This window comes from Vannielia sp. (assembly GCF_029212645.1).
Lineage (GTDB): Bacteria > Pseudomonadota > Alphaproteobacteria > Rhodobacterales > Rhodobacteraceae > Vannielia.
On sequence record NZ_JARGND010000023.1, the window covers coordinates 20,458 to 42,603 of the forward strand.

Below are 22,146 nucleotides of genomic sequence, written 5' to 3' on the forward strand. Positions count from 1 at the left end.
AATGCGGGGTACGATGGAAAACGCGGTCACAGATAGAGCATTTCTTCATGCCGTTCTCGATGCGGCCGGGGATGCGATCATCCTGGCGGACCGGGATGGGATGATCATGCGTGCCAACCCGGCGGCCAGCATGATGTTTGGCTATGCGGCGGAAGACATGATCGGGGAAAGCCTGAACATGCTGATGCCCGAGGCGCTGGCAACCCGCCATGACGGCTTCATGCAGCACCACATTGAAACCGGCGAAAAACGGATCATCGGCATTGGCCGCGAAGTTGAAGGGCAGCGCAGGGACGGCACCGTTTTTCCGCTGCATCTGTCGATCGGGCGCGCCGAGGTGGACGGCAGTTTGATGTTCGTTGGCATCCTGCATGACCTGACGAAACGCACCCAGACCGAAGCCGCCCTCGCCCGGTCACAGCGCCTTGACGCTATTGGCCAGATGACGGGCGGCATCGCGCATGATTTCAACAACTTGCTGACAGTTATCATCGGCAATCTGGAATTGCTTGAAACCCGCACCCGTGAGGATGCGCAAACAACCCTGATCCGCGATGCTCTGGAGGCGGCGGAACTTGGCGCGGATCTGACATCGCGCCTGATGATCTTTGCGCGGCGCAACACCCTGAAATCCGTGAAGTCTGACCTGCGCAAACTGTGCGATGCCACACTGGTGATATTGGAACGCACCCTTGGCGAGCAGATCACCATCAAAACGGATTACGCCCCCGTCACCAGCCTTGTACTTGTTGATCCGGGGCAGCTTCAATCAGCGCTGATGAACCTTGCCCTGAACGCGCGGCATGCGATGAACGGCAAGGGCAGGTTGCTGATTTCGATTGCCGATGTCACGATTGATGACAGTTACATGGCGCAGGAAATTGACGTTGAGCCCGGCCATTACGTGCGGCTTTCGGTCAGCGATGATGGCGCGGGCATGACGCCCCAAGCACAGAAACACGCATTTGAGCCCTTCTTTACCACAAAGTCCGAGAGTGGGGGCAGCGGGCTGGGGCTTTCAATGGTTTATGGCTTCGTGCGTCAGACCGGCGGGCACGTCACGCTTTATAGTGAAGAGGGGCTGGGCACGAGCTTTGGTCTTTATTTCCCCGCTCTATCGGAAAGCGCCGTGGCAAACGAGCGCTCGCTGGCGGCGGGCAAGGTTGCGCAAACCCCGTTTGGGCATGGGCGGACGGTGCTGGTGGTGGAAGACAACCCAATCGTGCGCAAACTGTCGGTCGCGCGCATCCGGGATTTGGGTTTTGAGGTTGAAGAAGCGGTCAGCGGCGATGAGGCCTATAGCATGCTCACGTCAGGCCTTGACGTCGACATTGTGTTTTCTGATCTCATCATGCCCGGCAATCTCAGCGGCTATGACCTTGCCGCCAAGCTGGCGACGGATTTTCCGCAGCTGAAGGTTCTTTTGACATCGGGCTACGCCAGCGACATCGTTGCAGCGCGTCTTCCGCATGGGCGCACCCATGAGGTTTTGCACAAGCCTTATCGCCAATCTGATCTTGTGTTGCGGCTTCAGGCGCTTTTGGACGATGATTCTGACGGCTGAACCAGCTCGACCTCGCAGGCCAGAGTATATCCGACACCACGCACGGTTTTGATCAAGCCGGGTTCTGACGGGTTGCGCTCGATCTTCTTGCGCAGGCGCGCGACCTGGTTGTCGATGGTCCGGTCAAGCGGGCTCCAGTCCTGGCCGCCTGTCAGATCCATCAACTGATCCCGCGACAAAACGCGCTTGGGGCGTTCCAGAAAGACGGTAAGCAGCTTGAAATCCCCGCTTGTCAGCGAGCTGTCCTTGCCGTCACGGTCGGTAATTTCCAGCCGGTCGGGAACAGCGGTTAACCCATCAAACAGGTATCGCTGGCTTTCTTCGGAGGTGTCATGAAGTTCGGGCGGCGGCCCTGCCCTGCGCAGCAGGCTGCGGACCCGCGCGATCACCTCGCGGACATGGAAGGGTTTCGTGATGTAATCGTCCGCCCCAATTTCCAATCCGGCGACACGGTCGATCACGTCATTCTGGCCCGTCACCATGATGATCGGCACGGAAGAGATGCGCCGAATCTGCCGCGCCAGATCAAGACCGTTCTCGCTGCCAAGCCGGATATCGAGCGTGATCAGCGCAATCGGGTGGGATGCCATCAGGTCGATCACATCATCACCGGACTTGGATTCGATAACGTTGAACCCCTCGCTTTCCAGCACATTGCGCAGGAGGGCTCTGATTTTGGCCTCGTCTTCAACGACGAGAATGGATGCCTTTTGCATCGCGCCCCCCGGTTTTGCCTGGATTCACTTGCCTGAAACACAGTGCCACACCACGCTCCAAACATATTCATACAATAAGATACACTTTCAGACAACTTCAGCGAGAATAGGGTTACGTGGCTTAGGCAACTTGGCGCTTGGATGGAAACCCGGGGGCCAACAGAATGTATGTCACGCTATCAACCGATGACCAGACAGGGGGTGCCGCCCCAAGCATCTCAAGGCCCTGCGTTTGCGCGCGTGAGACGCAGATCAGGGCGGGGAACTATCTGTTTTACGAAGGCGACGAGGTGAGCTGGCTTTATCAGGTCACCGCGGGAGTTTTGCGCCAGACGCGCCTTCTGGAAAACGGCCGCCGTCAGGTTATCGCCTTTGGCTATCCCGGAGATGTTGTGGGGTTTCCGGCCAACGGCTGCCACCACACCGATTGCGACGCGCTTGTGGATACGCGCCTGCAACCCTATCGAAAAAGCCTGCTGGAACACCCGGAAAAGGATGTTGAATTGCATGGCGAGCTTTTGCAGGCGGCGCTGGGCGAAATCAGCGCGATGCAGGATCATTTCATGATGCTTGGCCGGAAATCGGCGAGCGAAAGGGTCGCGTCCTTTCTCACCGTTCTGGCGGGCCGGGTTGGGCGCTGCCATGACGGCGTGTGCAAGGTTGATCTGCCAATGCGCCGCGCCGATATTGCCGATTTTCTGGGCCTGACCACCGAAACCGTGAGCCGGACCCTGACCCAGATGCGCAAGAGCGGGATCATCAAAATCGAGAACATCCACTCCATCGTTGTTCTGAAACCTGCTGCTCTTACGTCTCTTTCCCAAGGCGGCAAAGGCTGACTCCCGATCTGCGCGGCACCCGCCCCGCCAACGAACAGACCCCAAGGGTGAAACGCCCGGTATTGATTTCCCTGTGCTGCCGGAGAGATGCGCACGCGTGCCAGATTGCGGCAATGCGCGTTGCGCGCAGCATTGACGAATATCAACGCGCGCCTTGCCGACCGGCTTACCATGATCGCGGATCAGGCATGAGCAAGGGGCGATTAATGGGCAGCGATGGCGTTGCCGCAATATGATCTTTCCTTTCCCAATCGGAGGCATTTGCGATGAAAGACCCTGAGCTGGACCTCTTGATCGAAGAGCTGGAAACGCGCGGTGACATGCCGCTTGCGGATTTCGGCGGCGTTGCGAATGCGCTTGGATACCTGCTGCCCGATCACCTTTTTGATCGCCTGACGGCTGAACAGATTTCAACCACCGATGGGGCGCTACTGATCGCCGATGATGCCTATCCCAATTGGGCCGTGCATATCCACGGGCGCGCCAATGATCGCGACGGACACTGGCGCTGCTCTTTGCGGGAAAGCGACAGCCGCGACAATGACCGGGTCATGGGCTCTGGCCGCTCACCCGTTCTGGGCCAGGCCATTCTGGCGGCGCTTTTGCGCCTTTCGATGCATTTGAAGAAAAACCACCCCGCCGATTGATTTGCCTCAATTGGCGCGGCGCGACATGGCCTAGCAATAAGAAAATCGAAACGACCCGTGAAAGGATGTGGAAGATGAGAGTGTTTTTTCGGACAGCCTCAATGGTCGGCGGTGCGCTGATCGCCATGGCGCTCGCCAACCCGGCCCTTGCCTTCACGGCGTGCCAGGTCACCGATACCGGGGGCATCGACGACAACAGCTTTAACCAGACGGCCTGGAAAGGCGTTCTGGATGCCGAGCAAAACCTGGGCGTCGAAGGACGTTTCCTCGAATCGCAAGCCGAGACTGACTATGACGCCAATATCAATTCGCTGATTGATGGGGATTGCGATATCATCATTACGGTTGGCTTTTTGCTTGGGGACGCGACCGAGAAAGCCGCAAAGGCGAACCCGGATCAGCCGTTTTCCATTGTCGACTTTGCCTATGATCCGCCAATCGAGAACGTGCTGGGGCAGGTTTATGCCACCGATCAGGCGGCTTTTCTGGGGGGCTATCTTGCTGCCGGTATGTCGAAGACAAAAATCCTTGGCACCTTCGGCGGCATCAATATCCCGCCAGTGACGATTTTCATGGATGGGTTCGTGCGCGGCGTCGACCACTGGAACGCAGTGAAGGATGATAACGTCACCGTGCTGGGCTGGAATGTAGACACGCGCGAAGGGCTGTTCACCAACAATTTCGACAACCTCGATGACGGGCGGGCCTATGCCCAGAACCTATACGACGAGGGGGCCGATATCGTTTTGCCGGTCGCCGGCCCGGTTGGGCTTGGCTCGGCCACATTGGCCGATGAGCTTGGGGTCGACAAATTGAAGATCATCGGCGTGGATGCCGATCTTTACTACACCGATACCGAGCGGCAGCACGTTTATCTGACCTCGATCACCAAGCGCATGGATGCAACCGTTGCCGCCGTGATCGAAACCACGATGAACGGCCATTTTGAAGGCGGTGTTTTGGTTGGCACGTTGGAGAATGGCGGCGTCAGCCTGGCCCCGTTCCACGACATGGACGACATGGTGCCCGACGCGCTGAAGGCCGAGGTTGAGGCCCTGCGCGCAAGCATCATCGACGGCAGCATTTCTGTGTCGGACTAGGCTTGGTGATATGCAGGTCGAGTTAAGAAATATCACCAAACGGTTTGGTCCGGTCGTTGCCAACAAAGACGTCAACCTGACCATTGAGCCGGGCGAAGTGCTGGGCCTTCTGGGTGAGAACGGTGCGGGCAAATCGACGCTGATGAACGTGCTCTGCGGTCTTTACGAGCCGACAGAAGGCGAGATCCTGATTGACGGTCGCCCTGTGGCGTTCAAAGGCCCCGGCGATGCGATCCGCGCAGGCATCGGGATGGTGCATCAGCATTTCATGCTGGTTCCGGTCTTTACCGTGGCCGAAAACGTGATCCTCGGCATCGAACCCGTAGGCCGCTTTGATCATCTTGATCTGAAGGCGGCGCGGGCCGAGGTGAAAAAGTTAAGCACAGAATACGGCCTTACGGTTGATCCAGATGCGACAATCGAAACGCTGCCGGTTGGCGTTCAACAACGTGTCGAAATCATCAAGGTCCTGTTTCGCGAAGCCGACGTTCTGATCCTGGATGAACCGACGGCGGTTCTGACTCCGCAAGAGGTTGATGAGTTTATCCAGATTGTTCGCTCGCTCTGCGATGCTGGCAAGGCGATTGTTTTCATCACGCACAAGCTGAATGAAATCCTGGAGATATCTGACCGGATCGCGGTGATCCGTCGCGGTGAGATTGTTGGCAGTGGCGACCCCAAAAAACTGACCCGCCCGGAACTGGCCGAGATGATGGTGGGCCATCCGGTGGACTTTGACGTTGCCCGCGCGCCATTCGCGCCCAAAGAAGTTATCCTTGATATTCAGGGGCTTACACTCGTGCGCGATGATGGTGCCGTGGCTGTCGATGATCTGTCCCTTCAGGTGCACAGTGGCGAGGTTGTGGGCATTGCCGGGGTGCAGGGGAACGGGCAATCGGCGTTGATCGAGGCGCTCGCCGGGCTGCGCCGCCCGGTCGCCGGAAAGGTAACGTTTGACGGCACCGATATCACGGATGCCTCCGCGCGTGAGCGCCACCGGATGGGGATTGCGCATATCCCCGAAGACCGCCAGCGCGCCGGGCTGATCGGCAACTTTACCGTTGCCGAGAACATGGTGCTGGACAGCTATTACGGCCCGCCGTTTGCGAAAGGGGCGGGTATCAACTGGGGCCGCGTAGAGGAAGAGGCCGCCGCAGTGGCCGAGCAATATGACGTGCGCACCCCGTCTGTTCATGCGGCGGCGGCGCATCTTTCGGGGGGCAACCAGCAAAAGCTGGTCGTGGCGCGCGAACTGTCACGCGATACGCGGCTTGTCATTGCCGGGCAACCGACGCGGGGGCTTGATGTGGGCTCCATCGCCTTCATCCATGAGCGCCTTATGGCCGCGCGCGACGAAGGCGATGGCGTGCTGATCGTGTCGTCGGAGCTTGATGAGATCATGGCACTGTCCGACCGCATTCTGGTGATGTTCAAGGGCCGCATCGTGGCTGAATACGCACCGCACGAAGCGCCGGTCGACAAGGGGACGATCGGGCTGGCAATGGCGGGGGCCGCGACATGAGCGATGCGATGAAGGATGCCACACAGGGCCGGGTGTTTGGCCGAACACAGCTTGAGGATCTGGTCATCGTCCCGCTTTTTGCGCTGGTTGCGGCGCTGTTCCTGGGGGCGCTGGTCATGGCCGCCACGGGGGTTGCGCCCGGAACAATTGCGCAATCCTACGCCGCCTTGTTGAAAGGCTCCGTGGGATCAATCGACGCGGTCTCGGAAACGCTGACCGCCGCCTTGCCGCTGGTGCTCGCGGGTTTGGGGCTGGCGCTTGGCTTTCGGGCCGGGCTTTTCAACATCGGGGCCGAGGGCCAGATCGTTATGGGTGGGCTGGCCGCTGTGGTTGCCGGTGTTGCGCTGGCCGATTTTCCGGCTTTCATCGCCCTTCCCGGCGCGCTTTTGGCGGGGGCTGTGACGGGGGCGTTTTATGCGGGTATCGCGGGCTGGCTGCGTGCGGCGACGGGCGCGCATGAGGTGATTTCGACCATCATGCTGAACCTGATTTCCTTTCGCTTGCTCGACTATCTGTTGCGCACGCCCCTGATCCAGAAAGAAGGGCGCGCCGATCCGATCTCGAAATCCGTGCCGGATGTGGCCGAACTGCCCAAACTTTTGACCTTTCTCGATGCCAATCTGCGCCTGCATGCCGGCCTTTTCCTGACGCTGGTGATGGTCGCGGCCGCCTATTGGCTTTTGTTTCGCAGCAAGCTCGGGTTCGAGTTTCGCGCCAGCGGTGAAAATGCCATTGCCGCGCGATTTGCCGGTATGAACGCCGGGCTGACCATTGTGATGGCCATGGCCGTTGCGGGCGCGCTGGCGGGGCTGGCAGGGGCCAACCAGACGCTTGGCGTTCTGGGCCGCGCGACGCCGGGCTTTTCTGCCGAGATCGGGTTTGACGCGATTGCGGTGGCGCTTTTGGGGCGGTCACACCCAGTTGGGGTGCTGTTTGCCGGTATCCTTTTCGGGGCGCTGGAAGCAGGCGGGCGGCAGATGCAGGTGGATGCGGGCGTGAGCATTGACCTGATCGGTATCATCCAGTCGCTGATCATCGTCTTCATCGCCGCGCCGCTTCTGGTGAAGGCGATCTTCCCCTGGGGGTTTCGCAAGGCGGGCACAGGAAAGGGCCGGTCATGACCGTTCTTCTTGACAAGGCGCGCCAACGCCAGACCCGTATCACCGGCATCATCCTGCTCGCCCTTGGTGCCTTGATCGCCGTTTTCCTCGCCCCCGATGCTAGCGGGGTGGCCACCTTCCGCCTGTCGCGGCCAACCGATGTGTGGCCTGTTCCAAACCTGGTGGTTCCCGGTGGGGCGTTTATTTATGTTGCCTCGGCCTTTTTGGCTTTCTTCGGGGTGCGCCTGTTCCTGCGTGGCGGGGCGAAATGGAGCGCGCGGCTTCTGGGCATTGGTCTTATCATCGCGGTGGCCGCGTTTCTTGTTTGGGCGACGGCGGGCAAATCATTTTCGTTCACCGGCATGTTGCAGGCAAGCCTGGTGCGCGCGGTGCCGATCGCCCTTGGGGGGCTGGCGGGCGTTTTGTCAGAGCGGGTCGCGGTGGTGAATATCGGCATCGAGGGGATGCTGCTGGCAGGAGCGTTTACCGGCGCGCTGGTTGGGTCGCTGGCGGGCGGGGTTGCAGGGCTTGCCGCGGCGGTTGCGGTGGGCGGGGTGTTTGGCTTTGTGCTGGCCGCCCTTGTTGTGACCTACCGAATGGATCAGATCATTGCTGGCGTGTTCATCAACCTCTTCGTGTTGGGGCTAACCAGCTACATCTCCAGCCAGGTCTTTCAGGAATACCGCGCGCTTAACAACGCGCCCGTGTTTCGCGCGGTGGAGATCCCGATTTTGAGCGATCTGCCGGTTCTTGGCCCGGTGTTGTTCAGCCAGAACATCTTTGTTTATGGGGCGTTCATCCTTGCGGGCCTCGCTACCTACTATCTGTTTCACACCCGGCATGGCCTGCGCGCCCGCGCCGTCGGAGAACATCCGCGCGCCGCTGATACGCTTGGGATCGACGTTTATCGCACCCGCTACGTGAACGTGACGGTGGCGGGTATGGTCGCCGGTTTCGGGGGGGCCTGGTTCACGCTTGGGTCTGTCGGGCGGTTTGACGAGGGGATGACCGGCGGGCGCGGCTTTATTGGCTTGGCAGCGATGATCTTTGGGCGGTGGCATCCTGTTGGCGCGCTTCTGGCGGCGCTGGTCTTTGGATTTGCCGACAGCTTGCAGCAAAAGCTGGCGCTTCTGGGCACGCCGATCCCATCAGAGTTTCTTGCCATGGCCCCTTATATTGCGACGATTGTCGTGGTTGCCGGTGTTGTCGGGCGGGCGCGGGCCCCGGCGGCGGATGGCAAGCCCTACGTCAAGGAATAGGCGAGGCGTTGGGGGTGCGGAAACCTCGCAAGCTCAACCACCTCGCACCCCCGGCAGCGGCGTGGCTGTTGCCCGCACAATCCGAAAGCCGGGGGAGGCAAAGGATGACGTGCTCAGGGCGATAACGCCCGCATCATCGAGAGAGGGTGAAGGGGTTTTGGGCCGATTACCTTGGATGAATGGGCTTCATAGCCCGTTTTATTTGCCAGTTTCCGCGCGTTCCACATTCCGCAAGACCTGCACGAAACTGTCTGGTGTGACCGAAATCGTGTCGATCCCGAACTCGACCAAATGCCGTGCATAGGCGGGGTTGTTGCTGGGGGCCTGCCCGCAGAACCCCACCTTGGTTCCCGCCTTATGCGCCTCTTTGATCACCATTTCGATCATGCGCAGAACCGCCGGGTCGTCTTCTCGGAACAGCGAAGCCAGCGTATCAGAATCGCGGTCCACGCCCAGCGTTAGCTGCGTGAGGTCGTTTGATCCGATGGAAAAGCCATCGAAGCGTTTTGCGAATTCAGCGGCGCGAAGCACATTCGCGGGGATTTCGCACATCACATAAACTTCCAGCCCATTCTCGCCGCGCGTCAACCCGTGTTCGGCCATGACCGCCAGCACCTTGTCGGCCTCTTCGGGGGTGCGGCAGAACGGGATCATCACAACCACATTGTCAAAACCCATCTTGTCGCGCAGCCGCGCGATGGCCTGACATTCAAGCGCAAAACCATCCCGATATGCGTTGGAGTAATAGCGCGAGGCCCCGCGAAATCCGAGCATGGGGTTCTCTTCATGCGGCTCAAAATCGCGCCCGCCCAGAAGTTCGGCGTATTCGTTGGTTTTGAAATCGCTCATCCGCACGATGACGGGTTTGGGATAGCAAAACGCCGCAATCCGCGAGAGACCGCGCGACAGGCGATCAACGAAGTATTCCGGCAAACTTTCGTAGCCTGCTGTGAGGTGCTTGATTTCAGCGCGTGCGTCGGCGTCAGTGACCCGTTCGATATGGGCCAGCGCCATGGGATGGATGCGCACCGCGCCGTTGATGACAAACTCCATCCGCGCAAGTCCCACACCCTCAACAGGCAGTCGCCACCAGCGCAGGGCGGCGCTTGGGTTGGCGAGGTTCAGCATGACCTTGGTTTTGGTGTCGGGCAGGGTATCGAGCGCCTCTTCGGTCACGTCGATCTTTGAAATGCCTGCGGTAACAACGCCTTCCTCACCCTCCGCGCAAGACACGGTCACGTCTTGCTCATCGTGCAGCACATGGGTGGCGTTGCCGCAGCCAACAATCGCGGGCAGGCCAAGTTCCCGGCTGACGATAGCGGCGTGGGAGGTGCGCCCGCCATGGTCGGTCACGATAGCGGCGGCGCGCTTCATGATCGGCACCCAATCAGGGTCGGTCGTGCTTGTGACCAGAACCGAACCCTCAACAAAACGCGCGATATCAGCCGCGCTTTCGATGATCGACACGCGGCCTGCGACAGCGGCGCTGCCAACGCTGAGGCCGCGCAAAATTTCCGGCCCCGGATCTTTGACCGCGTAGGATTTCAACGTGCCCATGTCGGCGCGTGATTGCACGGTTTCGGGGCGGGCCTGCACGATATAGAGCTTGCCGGTCACACCATCGCGGGCCCATTCCATATCCATCGGCTGGCCGTAATGCGCCTCTATCACCTTGGCCTGACGGGCGAGCGACAGGATTTCGTCATCGCCCAGCACAAACCGCTGACGCTCCTCTTTTGATGTTGGCACATTGCGCGGGGTGCCATCACGGTCGTGGATCATCTTGATTTCCTTGGCACCGCGCCGCTTTTCCAGAATTGGCGAAAGATCGGGATTGTCGAGGAAGGGTTTGAACACTTGATACTCGTCAGGGTCGACGGCCCCCTGAACCACGTTTTCGCCCAGCCCCCAGGCAGCATTGATCAGCACCGCATCTGGAAACCCCGATTCCGTGTCGATGGAAAACATCACACCCGAGCCGCCGGTATCGGCGCGCACCATTTGCTGAACGCCAACCGACAGCGCCACCTGATCATGCGCAAAGCCCTGAATATTTCGATAGGAGATCGCCCGATCAGTATAAAGCGAGGCATAGCAGCGCTTGCAGGCCTTCAGCAGCGCGGCCTCGCCGATAACATTGAGGAAGGTTTCCTGCTGACCGGCGAAGCTTGCATCGGGCAGGTCTTCCGCCGTGGCGCTGGACCTCACGGCAACAGGCGCGTCGCGCTCCCCGGCGGCCTCGCAAAGGGTGCGATAGGCGCTTTTAATGGCTTCGGCGATGTTTTCGGGCCAGGCGCCGCCCAAAACCAGCTTTCGGATGCGGTCGCCAGCTTCCTGAAGGGACGAGGTGCCCGCCGCCAGCGACTCCAGCTCATGCGCAATCCTCTCGTTCAAGCCGTTGGCGGCAAGATAGGCGCGAAAGGCGTCAGAGGTGGTGGCAAAGCCCGGCGGCACAGAAATGCCCTGCGGTTTCAACGCGCCGATCATCTCACCCAGTGAGGCATTCTTGCCGCCAACCAGGCCAACGTCCTCGCGTCTGACATCTGCGAAATCAATGACGTGCTGTGTATCTTCGGTCATGTCTGGCCCGTTCCTTGCTGAGGTCAGCATCAGCATGGCCGAAAACTGCGATCCGGCATTGATAAAGATCAGCCGAAGGGGGTGAGAGGCAGCGTAAGCAGCATCGGCACCGCCATCACGCGGCTATTTCTCCAATATGATCGCTCCACAGGTTGAACGCCCCCGCCAAGGCATCGCCCGCAACCAGACAATGCGCCTAGAACTTCATTGGCTGATAGATACAGTCCGCCAGCGTGCTGCGGTTGAGATCGGCGATAAAGCTGGCTTCCGCCTGGGCCAGCTTTGCCTTTAGCTGGCAACGCGGCGTCAGAGTGCAGGCGTTGCCGTTGGGCAGAAAACACTCAACCAGCGCCTGCCCCCTCTCCAGCAGCGACACGATATCACCAAGACGGATCTTTTCGGGCTTTTGCGCCAAAATCGAACCGCCGCCACCGCCGCGGCGGGTTTCAAGGTAGCCACCGGCAGACAGCGCTGAGACGACCTTGGCCAGATGATTGCGCGAGACACGAAATTCTTCTGCCATTTCTGAGGTAGTAAAGGGCCGATCCGGCTCGCCCGCCATACGCATAAGCACACGCAGGCCAAAATCGGTGAAGGAGGTGAGGCGCATTGTCATAGTCCCGCTTTGGTAATTGCATCGCCTAATCGGTAGGTGTAATCGATACCTCAAATACCAATTCGCCGCTATCAGGCCAATGGTATCTGGAAGTGCCCGTTATGAAAAATGCCCCCCATGACAGCTGCTCTCCGTCGTTGAGCGACGGCGGGGCAGGGATTGCCTGCCCAATTCCGCCCAAGCTGCGCCTCGTCCTCGACCAACGTAAAAGTTGAGGTAGCGCCAGATGACACCCCTTGCGAGCTTCCCCCCGACAGAGCAAGGCGTGACGGATCGACTGCGGGCCAATAGCGTGACGCGGCCAAGCGCGATTGGGGTAAGGCTACCGGCGGTTTTGCGCGATTTCTGCCAAAGTGACGCGATGGCGCATTGCAATGGTGCGCTCCGGGGTGTGCCCGATGGCCAGCGTGCTCGCAATCCTCAGGATTTGGGCAGGCGCTCGGCGCCCTGCATGATGGATGCGAAGCCCCTGTTTTCCCTGCTGTTTCTGCCGTGCATCGCGCGGCCTTTGATGGTTTCGCCCAAGGCACGGCAACCATTCCAACACCCGCAAAACGCTGAACCAGAGGAGTAGAACCAGATGATCAAAACGCTAGAATTTCCTGGCACCGATGCGCCAACGCCCGCGCTGATTGAGCACATTCTGGCGCGTTACCATGAGACGCATCGCCGGGAGCTGCCCGAACTTGTTGCATTGGCCGAAAAGGTTGAGGCGGTGCATGTGAATGATCCAAATGCGCCGCACGGGCTGGCACTTGCGCTCAAGGCTTTGGTTGTAGATCTCGAAGAGCACATGCGCAAAGAAGAGGGGGCTGTTTTCGCAACGGGCGGTGCTGAAAGTTGCAAGCAATCTGGCAGGCCAACCGCCGCGTTACGGCATGACCACGATGAACAAGAGGCGATTCTGAACAAGATCGCCGCGATCACACATGGGTTTCGGCTGCCCGCAAATGCCTGCGCTTCCTGGACCAGGCTCTATGCCGGGTTGAGCAAGCTCGTGGACGATATGGATGAGCATATGTTCCTTGAGAACACCGTGCTGTTCCCTCGTTTCGAGGTGGACGCATGAACGCGCATGTGGCGCCGGCTGTCATGTCTCGGGTGGCCTGCACTGTTGTCCAGCCGCTTTTGTCCAACGTGGTTCGGCGGGTCGCAGAACGGCACCCATCGCTGTTTGCAAGGTTAGGGCCGCACCAATCAACCGATTACCTGATTGACCCGGTGGAGCTTCCATTTGCCCTGCATCTGCGCCCCGATCCGAACGCCCTGTTGTTTCGCGCCGTTCCGCGCGATGCGGCCCCCCAACCCGGCGCATTGATCCGCGGCAAGTTCATGCTGCTGCTGGAGCTGGTGGACGCAGAGGAGGACGGTGACGCCGCCTTCTTTTCGCGCGATCTGGAAGTATCGGGTGACACGGAAGCGGTTGTGCGATTGCGCAATGCGCTCGACGACGTGGACGGCTCTATCGCCGAGGAAACCGCCGATATGTTCGGCGTGCCCGGTCGCGCGATCCTGGCGCGATTGCGGCGCAGCTACACCAATAATGAGAAAGGATGACCTCCCTCATGAGTTCCGCTGAATTGATTTGCCCCGCAGGCACGCCTGCTGCCCTGCGCACTGCCGTTGATGCAGGTGCCGACGCCGTTTATTGCGGGTTTCAGGACGCCACAAACGCACGAAACTTTCCGGGTTTGAATTTCACCCCCGAAGAGTTGGCCGAGGCGGTGGTTTATGCCCATTCGAAAGGCGCCAAGGTGCTTTTGGCGCTGAACACCTATCCGCCTGCGGGCCAGGTTGATTTGTGGCAGCACGCCGCTGACACCGGGGCCAGGCTGGGCGTTGATGCGTTCATCGTTGCTGACATGGGCGTGGCCGAATACATCGCGCAGAAACATCCGGAGGTGCGTTTGCATCTGTCGGTGCAGGCTGCCGCTTCAAGCCCGGAAGCGATCCGGTATTATTGCGAGAGTTTCGGTGTGAAACGTGTGGTTCTGCCACGCATCCTGACGATCCCCGAGATCAGGCAGGTCCGCAAGGAAATCCCGTGCGAAATCGAGACCTTCATCTTTGGCAATCACGGCCTGATGGTGGAAGGCCGCTGTAGCCTGACCAACTATTTGACCGGGCAATCGACCAACATGGATGGCGTGTGCTCACCCGCCTCTGATGTTGAATACAAGCGCGATGCCGATGGAACGATGTCGTCGCAACTGGCGGGGTTTACCATTGATTGTTTTCGCCCGGAGGAAAAGGCGGGCTATCCCACGATCTGCAAGGGGCGCTACACGGTGCCGCACCGCTCAGAGGCGTATTACGCGTTCGAAGAACCTGTCAGCCTTAATCTTGCACGGCTGTTGCCGGAGCTGATTGATGCGGGGGTCCATGCCTTCAAGATCGAGGGGCGGCAGCGCTCAAAATCCTATGTGCGGGGTGTGGTTTCGGCGTTTCGCCGCGCGGTGGACGATATCCGTGCCGGGCGCGAGGCGGATATTGCAGACCTTGTGGCGCTGACCGAAGGGCAAAAGCAGACCCAGGGCGCATTTGAAACCAAGAAATGGCGGTGACAGAGATGACAAAACTAACACTTGGCCCGATCGCCTATCACTGGTCTGCCGAGGAGCGGCGCGATTTTTATGCGCGCATCGCCGATGAGGCGCCCGTGGATGAGGTTTATCTTGGCGAGGTCATCTGCTCAAAACGCGCCCCGTTCCATGAGCGGGACCTGCCTGCCACGATCGAGCGGCTGGAGCGTGCTGGCAAAACGGTGATCCTGTCGTCGCTTGCTGAAGTGATGCTGAAGCGCGAGCGCAAGGCGACGGCTGATCTCGCGGCACTGGATGGACCTGAGATAGAGATCAACAACGCCGCTGGCCTTTATGACCGGGGCAGACGAGCGCATCGCATCGGGCCTTTCATGAACGCCTATAACGAGGCGACGATTGCATGGATGGCGCGACAAGGTGCCAGCCATATCTGCCTGCCCGGCGAACTGCCCGCCGAGGCCGTTGCGGTGGCGGCCACTGCGGCGCGCGACCTTGGGCTTGGGGTTGAGGTGCAGGTCTTCGGGCGGGCCTGTCTGGCGGTTTCGGCGCGCTGCTATCACGCGCGGGCGCATGGCCGCACAAAGGACAACTGCCAGTTTGTTTGCGAGGGCGACGCCGACGGTATGCCACTTTGCACAACGGATAACCGCCCGATTTTGCGCGTGAATGGCATTCAGACCCAATCGGAAAGCTATGTTGATCTGTTGCCCGAGGTGGCGCAGCTGGTTGCCAATGGTGTGACACACCTCCGGCTGATGCCGCAGGCGGTTGATATGGTCGCTGTCACAAGCCTTTTTCGCAAGGTGCTGGACGAGGCAATGGATGCCGAACAAGCTGACGCAGCCCTGCGTGACTGTTGCGGTGATACCCCCTTCAGCAACGGGTTTTACAAGGGGCAGGCTGGCTATAAACGCATTGCCATGGCCACGCCGGGGTGATCGCGCAAAAGGCCGCCCTGCTGGGACTGTCGCGTTGATTAACGCGGCAGGTTTTGTGTGATGGATGTGGCCGGGTAGCATGGCGCTGATCGCGCTGCTCTTGGATATCGGGCCGCGCGCCGTTTACGCCTGCACCCGGTCTGCCAGCGCACTGAGAAAATGATGTTGTGAAACGCTTGTGCCGTTCCTCTGAACCACGTCTTGCAGCCCGATATGCGCGCTGGCGCGGATCGTCCGGTTGATCCCGCAGTCGCGGTAAAAGCGGTTCAGCGCCCGGATCGCGGCGTCATCCGGTGTGCGCATCAGCATCATGGCATGGGCATGGATCGCATAGCCCCCTCCGGTCGGGCGCCATCGTTGCGCGGTTCCGGCAAACTTGCGGCCTGCCACCGCCACGTTGAACCGGCCGTCACAAAACGCATCCGGCACCGGGGCGAGGCTGGATGTGAGCCCAATCGACGACAGCGCGCCGCAGATCGGCGCGGTAAGGCGGCGAAAGGCCTCTTCGATTGAGGGCGCTGTCTCCTGCGGGGCTGACCACATCAGCGAAAGGTTAACGATGCCCGGCCCCTGCGGCACCAGATCACCGCCAGTGCTTCGCAAATGAACCGGCCAGCCGTCGCTGGTGGCCTGCGCGGATGCGCGGGCGAAACCGGGAAGCCTGCCCAGATTTGAAGGCGCAACCAGCGCCGGTTCGCAAGACCATAGCAGGGCGCTGGAGGCGCAGCGTCCGGCGGCAATGTCGGCGAGGCGCCCTGCCTCCCATGCCAGTGCATCGGCAAGTGCCAGGTCCAGCACAGGGCTGGCCGCTGCTTTGGTGATCAAGTGATCTGCCCGATCACGTCTCCTTTGCGCACGATGTCATCAACCTGCTTTGTGATCGTCAGCTTTCCGTCGGCGGGTGCCGTGATCTCGAACTGCGATTTCTCAACCATGATTTCGGCGATGAGCGCGCCTTTGCGCACGGTCGCGCCGTCACTTGCCAGCCAGTTGGTGATAACGGCTTCCATGCCGTCATCCTGCCAAAGATCCTGTGGCACCTTCACTTCTGTCGCCATGCGTTCACTCCTTTTGATGCCTCACAAGTTACATCTTGCGATAGGCGTCGATGATCTTGTCCGGGTTGGGCAAGCAGAACTGTTCCATGTTCCTCGCATAGGGAATTGGCACATCCGGAAAGGTCACCCGCGCCGGGGATGCCTTCAGCTTCGAGATGTCATGCTCTGTCACACTGGCGATGATCTCGCCCGATACGCCATAGCTGTGATAATCCTCATCAACCACGATCAAACGGCCAGTCTTGGCGACCGAATTGATGACTGTCTCGCGATCCAGCGGGACCAGGGAAACCAGATCAACAACCTCGGCGCTGATACCATCTTCCGCCAGTTTGTCGGCGGCTTTCAGCGCGTTATGAACCCCCATGGCAAGGCCAACCAGCGTTACATCGGTGCCCTTGCGCACCACCTTGGCCTTGCCGATCTCGACGGTGTATTCTTCTTCGGGCGTGTTCACGGTTGCACCGGCTTCGGTGCCCAGCCAGCCCATGCCCTGCAACCCCTTGTGGTACATGTAGACCACCGGATTATCGTCGCGGATCGCGGCGGTCATCAGCCCCTTGGCATCATAGGCGTTCGAGGGCGACACAACCTTCATCCCCGGCAAATGGGCGAAGGTGCCGTAGAGGCATTGCGAATGCTGGCCCGCATCCGAATAGCCGCCGCCTGTGGAGGTCATCAGAACCATCGGCACTGATGCGTTTGCGCCCGCGAAATAGGTGTTCTTCGCCATCTGATTATAGATCGCGTCAAAGCAGACGCCGAAGAAATCGACGAACATCAGTTCCACGACAGGCCGCATCCCGTCCATGGCGGCACCGACAGCCGCACTGATGAACCCGGTTTCGGAGATCGGCGTATCGCGCACCCGCTCCTTGCCAAATTCCTCAAACAGGCCGCGGGTATTGCCGAAGATACCGCCAAAACCGGCGATATCCTCGCCCATCACAAAAACGCTCGGGTCGCGCTGCATCTCCTGCTGCATCGCCTCGGCCATCGCGCGCGCAATGGTCAGGCGGCGTTCGTTGGTCGGTTGGTCAAGCATGGGTCAAATCCTTTCATGCCACAGGTCGGTGGTGGTCTGAAACTCAGACAAAAACGGCGGTCAGTGCATCGGTGTCCGGCGCATAGGCGCTGTCGCGGGCAAAGGTGATCGCCTCGGTCACGCGGGCCTCGGCGCGCGTCTCCAACTCGTCGAGGTCTTTGGCTGCGTGGCCATCGGCAAGCAGGCGTTCGCGCATCTTTGGAATTGGGTCCTTGGCGAACAATGCGTCCTTCTCGCCCTCGGGGCGATACTGTTCGGCATCCCCCATGAAGTGCCCGGCCAGCCGATAGGTTTCCACCTCGATCAGCGTTGGCCCCTTGCCGTCCCGCGCCCGCGCAATGGCCTCACCTGCGATGTCGAAGATCGCATAAGGGTCGTTGCCGGGAATGTAATGCCCCGGCATGTCATAGCCCGCTGCGCGCACGTCATTGCGGGCCACCGCCGTGGCCTCGGACTTGGGAACCGAAATCCCCCAGGAATTGTCCTCGATCACGAAAACGACCGGAAGGTCCCAGGCTCCGGCAAGGTTGAGCGCTTCGTGAAAAGCCCCCTGGTTCGCCGCACCTTCGCCCAGGAACGCAACCGCGACTCCCGGTTTGTTCTGCATCTTGCGGGAAAGGGCCGCGCCGCAAGCAGGGCCGCAGCTTTCACCGATGATGCCCGAGCATGAAAAATTCACTGCCGGGTCAATCAGGTGCATGTGCCCGCCCCGCCCGCCAGAGAGGCCGGTCGACTTGCCAAAAATCTCGGCGGCCATCTTTTTCAGATCCACGCCCTTGGCGATCGCCTGATGGTGGGGGCGGTGGGTTGCGGTCACGATATCATTGGCGTCCAGATGCGCACAAACGCCCACCGCGACCGGCTCTTGCCCATTTGACAGGTGCATTTCGCCAGGGATCGGGCCATTCGCCATGTTGAACGCAGGTGCCTTGCCTTCGAGATAAGCCTTCTCGACCGCCTCTTCAAAGCGACGGCTGACCACCATGTTTTCGTACATCCACAGTAACTGTTCTTTCGTCGGTTGCATGTGAGTCTTGCCTCTTGTTCGATTCGCGTAGGGGCACACGAACCCATTAACCCTAGGCCGTATCTCACGTTCCGCATTGACGCAGATCAACGGGCGGCCAGTCATGCCGCCCGTTGCAAGCCGTTCTTTTATAAAGAGTATTGCTCGCGCGCGAACTTGCCGATTCCGGCGACATCGAGGGCAGACAGGGGCGCAAGGAACGTCACCTGAATTACGCCGGGCGCGCGCCCGATTTCGATCGCGCCGTTGATGGTGGCGCGGTTGCGCACCTCCGGGACGGTCATGCCAAGCAGGTCAGCGGCGCGGGCCAGCCCGTTCTCGATCGCCTGGTTGAGCGTCGGGCCGGTGCCGATAACTGAAATCGGTGCCGATTCCTCCAACTCTTCCATTTTCCATTCCCGCGCCAATGCCATGGCCTTTGCCTTTTCATCGGCGCTGAACGGCCGGGCCATTGGCGGCAGATCATCGAGCCGGGGAAACAGCACCGGACCGGCAAGCGGGCGGCCTTTGACCACCTCCACTTGAAGCGTGACGCTTCCGGCCACGTCCATCGTGTGCCCGGCGATCTCTCCATCGCCCTGTCCGGCGTGCATGTCACCGATGTAGAGGCCCGCCCCCGGCACCTTCACCGGCGCAAGAAGGATCGAACCGTCGCGGACCGCGTCAATGTCCATATGGCCATCGGTGCGATGCTCATCCAACTGCTCGGCGGTTACCGCATATTGGTGCGGGGCCCCGATAAGGGCCGAGCCAAAATCACCCGCATTGTGAGAATCCGGCAAGGGCATCGACGGGGTTGTGCCCAGTTGCCCCAGAAACGGCCGCATCCGAACCATCACCGCCGGCATGTCAGACGGGGCGTAAACGAGGATTGGATGCTGAGCCGAATGATCGGGCAGTGCCGCATAATGTTCGGCATTATGCGCAATCTTTTCAGCCGCGTCCTTTGGCATGGTGACGCCTACGCTGCGGGTTTCATCAAAAACCACGGTATAGCCGTGAACAACCTCGAACGGCTTGACGGGATTTCCGCAGTTGTCGCAGCGCACCGCGTCTGGCCCGATCCCTTCAACATGGGTTTCAGGCCAGAGCGCATCACACTGCGGGCAGCGGGCCGCAACGTAGGGGTCACCAAGGCAAAACCCCTCTGGCGAAGAGTCGTGCCCCGACGCGGTGGCAATGGCGGTTACGGTAATGTCGCGAATCCGGATTGCCAGCGCATCCCCCGGCTCTGCGCCGTTCACGTAAATGGGTTTCGTCACCTCATGGCCGCCGCGCAGGCGCGGGGTGATCATTGGCCCCCAGCATCCCGGAGCGGTATTGGCGATGATCGTGCCGCCGTCTTCAACCGGGCCAAGCATCGGCTTTGACGGGTCCAGAATGCCGTTCGTGTATTCCTGCACGATCAGGCTGCGCTGCGCCGCGCCGGTTTCGGATGTGGTTTGATCATTTGCCATCAGGCTCTCCTATCAAGGAATGGCACCAGCCAGGGACCGGCCGGTGGTTGTTTTATGAAATTGATCAGCGAGGCACTCGTAAAGCAGCTTCAGCAAGCCTGCGGGCCGATGAAGCACCTTTTGGATGCAACCATGCGCCACAGACCGGGTCCGCCAAGCCCTCATCTTGGCCCGAAATGGCGGAACGTCAAGCGGGCTGGCTACATGAACCAGCCCGCTCAAAATGCGCGCCCCGAGCAGCCTGCCTGCCAGCCCGCTCAAACCGGTTTTGCGGTCAATCTTGCAGCTTGAAGGCGATGACCGGCAGATCGTCCATTTGGAGCGTCACGGCCTGCACCGGAACCGGCCCCTTCTCGTAAAGCGCCTTCAAATCTTCCGGTGTCGGTTCGGCACCCTGGATGATCGCCTGTGCAATCGGCCCTTCCTCCAGCCGGATATGACCGTAAACAAATGGTGCGGCCTTTTCGAAGCGCGGATGGGAAGCGTCCGATCCGGAATGGGTTGCGAACAGCAATGTTCCCTTGCCGCTCAATTCGGCGTCTTCCACATTCCAACTGCCGCAATGTTCGCAACAGCCGGTCGGCGGAAATGTGAATTTCCCGCAATCACTGCATTTCGACGCGCGAAACACGCCCTTTGACAGACCTTCATAATACCAGCGGATCTTGTTTGGTTTTCCGGACGTAGCTTGCATTTTACATCCCTCCCAGAACGATCACGGTGCCGATCATGGCATAGCCGTGGGTGTGAATGACGGAAACCTCAGGTGGCTTGGGCATCTGACGCTTGCCAGCCTTGCCGCGCATCTGCAGCACCGCCTCGTAGGTGTCGCTGCCCGCACTCGCCGCCCAGGCATGGCCGAACGCATGACGCCCGCCATGGGTGGACATCGGCCTGTCACCATCAAAGCGCAACCGGCCCTCGCGCGCCGCGTCCAGCGCCTTGCCCGGCTCCAGATACCCAATCAGCTCTGCGGTACACAAACTCGAGATATGCGAACAATCGTGGGTGTGCAGATATCCGATATCCCCCGCCTTGATCCCGGACATGTCCATGGCATCCTCGACCGCCCGCTCGTCGTTTTTCCAAATGGTCGGGTCTTCGCCATACCAAGGCAGATCGGAGGCAGAGATACCAAACCCCTTCACCTCGACCGGTTGTGACCGCCCGCTCTTGGCGGTATCGGCGCGGGTCAGCACCATGGCCGAAGCCCCGTCTGCCGTGGTCACCAGACTCAGCAACCGCGACGGCCAGGCCACGAACGGGTTATTCTCGGATTGCCAGTATTCAAAGGCGTCCGACAGGCCCTTGCGCTTTGCCGCATCCTCCATGGTTTCCTGAATGTTGGCCTTGGGGTTCATCGACCCGTGCAGCCGCCGCGTGCGGCACAGCTCAAACATGCCACGATCAAAATCTTCGATCGAAATGCCGTGTTTGCGGCAATACCCAAGGGCGACAAGGCCATTGTAGCTGGAGAAAATATCGTATCCCTGCGGCACGCCATATGCCTGGTTCACCGCCATATCCGTCCACAGCCAGCTTTGCTGATGCGAAATCGGCTCGCGCTCATAGGGGCTGTAGTCCTTGACCTTGCTGCGCGTGGATTCAACGCCGAACACCAGCACGGTATCATAGACACCGGCCGCAATGGCCGTCGCCGCCATCGCCAGGCCAACATTGGTTGTCGAGCATTGCGCCTCGAAATGCACACCGGCCTTGAACTGGGTGCCTGTCCATTTGGACATTTGCGAATAGGTGGCCGGCAATTGCGAACTGTGGACCATGGCATTGCCAGCAAATACCGCATCAACATCCTGCCCCGACAATCCAGCATCGTCCAATGCCTCTTTCACCGCGGCAGCGGTTAACTCCTGAAGGCTCATGTCCTTGATTGCGGGCGTTTCCATAAGGTCGCCGAAATGCGTACAGCCGACCCCCGAAATCGCCACGCGTTCATTCAATTGGTTTCGCATGTGAATCTCCTACCAAAGATTGGCGGCTATTCCCTTCCAAATAGACGCACCCCCATTTTAGCAGAAATCCGGTGCCAATTATGACTTATGTCAATTTCTAAACGGCGGGTTTTGCATTTGCATATACCGATGGACGAAAAGTCGCTGGGGCCGAAAGACGGC

Annotated in this window: 21 protein-coding genes; 11 read left to right on the forward strand and 10 right to left on the reverse strand. The window is 59.9% G+C overall.

Features of this window, described 5'->3' with window-relative positions:
- Positions 1-13: 13 nt before the first annotated feature.
- Complete coding sequence (locus P1U55_RS09200) at positions 14-1,564, forward strand: PAS domain S-box protein (RefSeq protein WP_301047278.1); 1,551 nt, start codon at positions 14-16, stop codon at positions 1,562-1,564.
- Here the strand turns inward: P1U55_RS09200 and P1U55_RS09205 are convergent.
- Positions 1,531-2,280, reverse strand: a complete 750-nt coding sequence (locus P1U55_RS09205) for a response regulator transcription factor (RefSeq protein WP_301047279.1) — start codon at positions 2,278-2,280, stop codon at positions 1,531-1,533. The genes P1U55_RS09200 and P1U55_RS09205 overlap by 34 nt on opposite strands.
- A gap of 164 nt (positions 2,281-2,444) precedes the next feature.
- Here P1U55_RS09205 and P1U55_RS09210 point away from each other — a divergent pair, with 164 nt between their 5' ends.
- From P1U55_RS09210 to P1U55_RS09235, 6 genes are all read left to right on the forward strand, one after another.
- Positions 2,445-3,119, forward strand: coding sequence for a helix-turn-helix domain-containing protein (locus P1U55_RS09210; protein WP_301047280.1), 675 nt, complete (start codon positions 2,445-2,447; stop codon positions 3,117-3,119).
- Between the two features lie 266 nt (positions 3,120-3,385).
- Positions 3,386-3,766: a hypothetical protein gene (locus P1U55_RS09215; protein WP_301047281.1), complete on the forward strand. Its 381-nt coding sequence runs from the start codon at positions 3,386-3,388 to the stop codon at positions 3,764-3,766.
- A 74-nt stretch (positions 3,767-3,840) separates the two neighbouring features.
- Positions 3,841-4,866, forward strand: coding sequence for a BMP family ABC transporter substrate-binding protein (locus P1U55_RS09220; protein ID WP_301047282.1), 1,026 nt, complete (start codon positions 3,841-3,843; stop codon positions 4,864-4,866).
- Between the two features lie 10 nt (positions 4,867-4,876).
- Positions 4,877-6,388, forward strand: a complete 1,512-nt coding sequence (locus tag P1U55_RS09225; RefSeq protein ID WP_301047283.1) for an ABC transporter ATP-binding protein — start codon at positions 4,877-4,879, stop codon at positions 6,386-6,388.
- Entirely contained in the window at positions 6,385-7,509 is a 1,125-nt protein-coding gene (locus P1U55_RS09230) for an ABC transporter permease (protein ID WP_301047284.1), read from the forward strand. Before P1U55_RS09225 ends, P1U55_RS09230 begins: the two co-directional genes overlap by 4 nt.
- Entirely contained in the window at positions 7,506-8,747 is a 1,242-nt protein-coding gene (locus tag P1U55_RS09235; protein WP_301047285.1) for an ABC transporter permease, read from the forward strand. Before P1U55_RS09230 ends, P1U55_RS09235 begins: the two co-directional genes overlap by 4 nt.
- Positions 8,748-8,945: 198 nt before the next feature.
- On the opposite strand, the gene ppsA is transcribed toward P1U55_RS09235, so the two are convergent.
- Positions 8,946-11,327 carry a phosphoenolpyruvate synthase gene (gene ppsA / locus P1U55_RS09240; protein WP_301047286.1) on the reverse strand — a complete coding sequence of 794 codons (2,382 nt, stop codon included), beginning with the start codon at positions 11,325-11,327 and terminating at the stop codon, positions 8,946-8,948.
- A gap of 196 nt (positions 11,328-11,523) precedes the next feature.
- Entirely contained in the window at positions 11,524-11,937 is a 414-nt protein-coding gene (locus P1U55_RS09245; RefSeq protein WP_301047307.1) for an Rrf2 family transcriptional regulator, read from the reverse strand.
- Between the two features lie 586 nt (positions 11,938-12,523).
- Here P1U55_RS09245 and P1U55_RS09250 point away from each other — a divergent pair.
- From P1U55_RS09250 to P1U55_RS09265, 4 genes are read left to right on the forward strand one after another with little or no spacing between them, the layout of a single operon-like run.
- The gene (locus P1U55_RS09250) at positions 12,524-13,012 is read left to right on the forward strand and encodes a hemerythrin domain-containing protein (protein WP_301047287.1); all 489 of its coding nucleotides are present in this window, start codon (positions 12,524-12,526) and stop codon (positions 13,010-13,012) included.
- Complete coding sequence (locus P1U55_RS09255; protein WP_301047288.1) at positions 13,009-13,500, forward strand: SCP2 sterol-binding domain-containing protein; 492 nt, start codon at positions 13,009-13,011, stop codon at positions 13,498-13,500. Before P1U55_RS09250 ends, P1U55_RS09255 begins: the two co-directional genes overlap by 4 nt.
- A gap of 8 nt (positions 13,501-13,508) precedes the next feature.
- The gene (locus P1U55_RS09260) at positions 13,509-14,507 is read left to right on the forward strand and encodes a peptidase U32 family protein (RefSeq protein WP_301047289.1); all 999 of its coding nucleotides are present in this window, start codon (positions 13,509-13,511) and stop codon (positions 14,505-14,507) included.
- A 5-nt stretch (positions 14,508-14,512) separates the two neighbouring features.
- The gene (locus P1U55_RS09265; RefSeq protein WP_301047290.1) at positions 14,513-15,424 is read left to right on the forward strand and encodes a U32 family peptidase; all 912 of its coding nucleotides are present in this window, start codon (positions 14,513-14,515) and stop codon (positions 15,422-15,424) included.
- 123 nt (positions 15,425-15,547) lie between these two features.
- On the opposite strand, the gene P1U55_RS09270 is transcribed toward P1U55_RS09265, so the two are convergent.
- From P1U55_RS09270 to P1U55_RS09300, 7 genes are all read right to left on the reverse strand, one after another.
- Entirely contained in the window at positions 15,548-16,249 is a 702-nt protein-coding gene (locus P1U55_RS09270; protein WP_301047291.1) for a hypothetical protein, read from the reverse strand.
- Complete coding sequence (locus P1U55_RS09275) at positions 16,246-16,482, reverse strand: biotin/lipoyl-containing protein (RefSeq protein WP_301047292.1); 237 nt, start codon at positions 16,480-16,482, stop codon at positions 16,246-16,248. The genes P1U55_RS09270 and P1U55_RS09275 overlap by 4 nt, the downstream gene beginning before the upstream one ends.
- 28 nt (positions 16,483-16,510) lie before the next feature.
- The gene (locus tag P1U55_RS09280; RefSeq protein ID WP_301047293.1) at positions 16,511-17,527 is read right to left on the reverse strand and encodes an alpha-ketoacid dehydrogenase subunit beta; all 1,017 of its coding nucleotides are present in this window, start codon (positions 17,525-17,527) and stop codon (positions 16,511-16,513) included.
- A 43-nt stretch (positions 17,528-17,570) separates the two neighbouring features.
- A complete protein-coding gene (locus tag P1U55_RS09285; RefSeq protein WP_301047294.1) occupies positions 17,571-18,554 on the reverse strand; it encodes a thiamine pyrophosphate-dependent dehydrogenase E1 component subunit alpha in 984 nt (327 codons plus the stop codon).
- 128 nt (positions 18,555-18,682) lie between these two features.
- On the reverse strand, positions 18,683-20,011 hold the full coding sequence (locus P1U55_RS09290; RefSeq protein ID WP_301047295.1) for an acetamidase/formamidase family protein: 1,329 nt from the start codon (positions 20,009-20,011) through the stop codon (positions 18,683-18,685).
- 274 nt (positions 20,012-20,285) lie between these two features.
- Complete coding sequence (locus tag P1U55_RS09295) at positions 20,286-20,705, reverse strand: zinc ribbon domain-containing protein (RefSeq protein ID WP_301047296.1); 420 nt, start codon at positions 20,703-20,705, stop codon at positions 20,286-20,288.
- A gap of 1 nt (position 20,706) precedes the next feature.
- Positions 20,707-21,984, reverse strand: coding sequence for a thiolase family protein (locus P1U55_RS09300; protein WP_301047297.1), 1,278 nt, complete (start codon positions 21,982-21,984; stop codon positions 20,707-20,709).
- Between the last annotated feature and the right edge of the window lie 162 nt (positions 21,985-22,146).

Bases quoted from the DNA above. Each gene is read 5' to 3' on its own strand.
- P1U55_RS09200 (WP_301047278.1), top strand. From the start codon at position 14: ATGGAAAACGCGGTCACAGATAGAGCATTTCTTCATGCCGTTCTCGAT.
- P1U55_RS09205 (WP_301047279.1), bottom strand. From the start codon at position 2,280: ATGCAAAAGGCATCCATTCTCGTCGTTGAAGACGAGGCCAAAATCAGA.
- P1U55_RS09210 (WP_301047280.1), top strand. From the start codon at position 2,445: ATGTATGTCACGCTATCAACCGATGACCAGACAGGGGGTGCCGCCCCA.
- P1U55_RS09215 (WP_301047281.1), top strand. From the start codon at position 3,386: ATGAAAGACCCTGAGCTGGACCTCTTGATCGAAGAGCTGGAAACGCGC.
- P1U55_RS09220 (WP_301047282.1), top strand. From the start codon at position 3,841: ATGAGAGTGTTTTTTCGGACAGCCTCAATGGTCGGCGGTGCGCTGATC.
- P1U55_RS09225 (WP_301047283.1), top strand. From the start codon at position 4,877: ATGCAGGTCGAGTTAAGAAATATCACCAAACGGTTTGGTCCGGTCGTT.
- P1U55_RS09230 (WP_301047284.1), top strand. From the start codon at position 6,385: ATGAGCGATGCGATGAAGGATGCCACACAGGGCCGGGTGTTTGGCCGA.
- P1U55_RS09235 (WP_301047285.1), top strand. From the start codon at position 7,506: ATGACCGTTCTTCTTGACAAGGCGCGCCAACGCCAGACCCGTATCACC.
- ppsA (WP_301047286.1), bottom strand. From the start codon at position 11,327: ATGACCGAAGATACACAGCACGTCATTGATTTCGCAGATGTCAGACGC.
- P1U55_RS09245 (WP_301047307.1), bottom strand. From the start codon at position 11,937: ATGCGCCTCACCTCCTTCACCGATTTTGGCCTGCGTGTGCTTATGCGT.
- P1U55_RS09250 (WP_301047287.1), top strand. From the start codon at position 12,524: ATGATCAAAACGCTAGAATTTCCTGGCACCGATGCGCCAACGCCCGCG.
- P1U55_RS09255 (WP_301047288.1), top strand. From the start codon at position 13,009: ATGAACGCGCATGTGGCGCCGGCTGTCATGTCTCGGGTGGCCTGCACT.
- P1U55_RS09260 (WP_301047289.1), top strand. From the start codon at position 13,509: ATGAGTTCCGCTGAATTGATTTGCCCCGCAGGCACGCCTGCTGCCCTG.
- P1U55_RS09265 (WP_301047290.1), top strand. From the start codon at position 14,513: ATGACAAAACTAACACTTGGCCCGATCGCCTATCACTGGTCTGCCGAG.
- P1U55_RS09275 (WP_301047292.1), bottom strand. From the start codon at position 16,482: ATGGCGACAGAAGTGAAGGTGCCACAGGATCTTTGGCAGGATGACGGC.
- P1U55_RS09280 (WP_301047293.1), bottom strand. From the start codon at position 17,527: ATGCTTGACCAACCGACCAACGAACGCCGCCTGACCATTGCGCGCGCG.
- P1U55_RS09285 (WP_301047294.1), bottom strand. From the start codon at position 18,554: ATGCAACCGACGAAAGAACAGTTACTGTGGATGTACGAAAACATGGTG.
- P1U55_RS09290 (WP_301047295.1), bottom strand. From the start codon at position 20,011: ATGGCAAATGATCAAACCACATCCGAAACCGGCGCGGCGCAGCGCAGC.
- P1U55_RS09295 (WP_301047296.1), bottom strand. From the start codon at position 20,705: ATGCAAGCTACGTCCGGAAAACCAAACAAGATCCGCTGGTATTATGAA.
- P1U55_RS09300 (WP_301047297.1), bottom strand. From the start codon at position 21,984: ATGCGAAACCAATTGAATGAACGCGTGGCGATTTCGGGGGTCGGCTGT.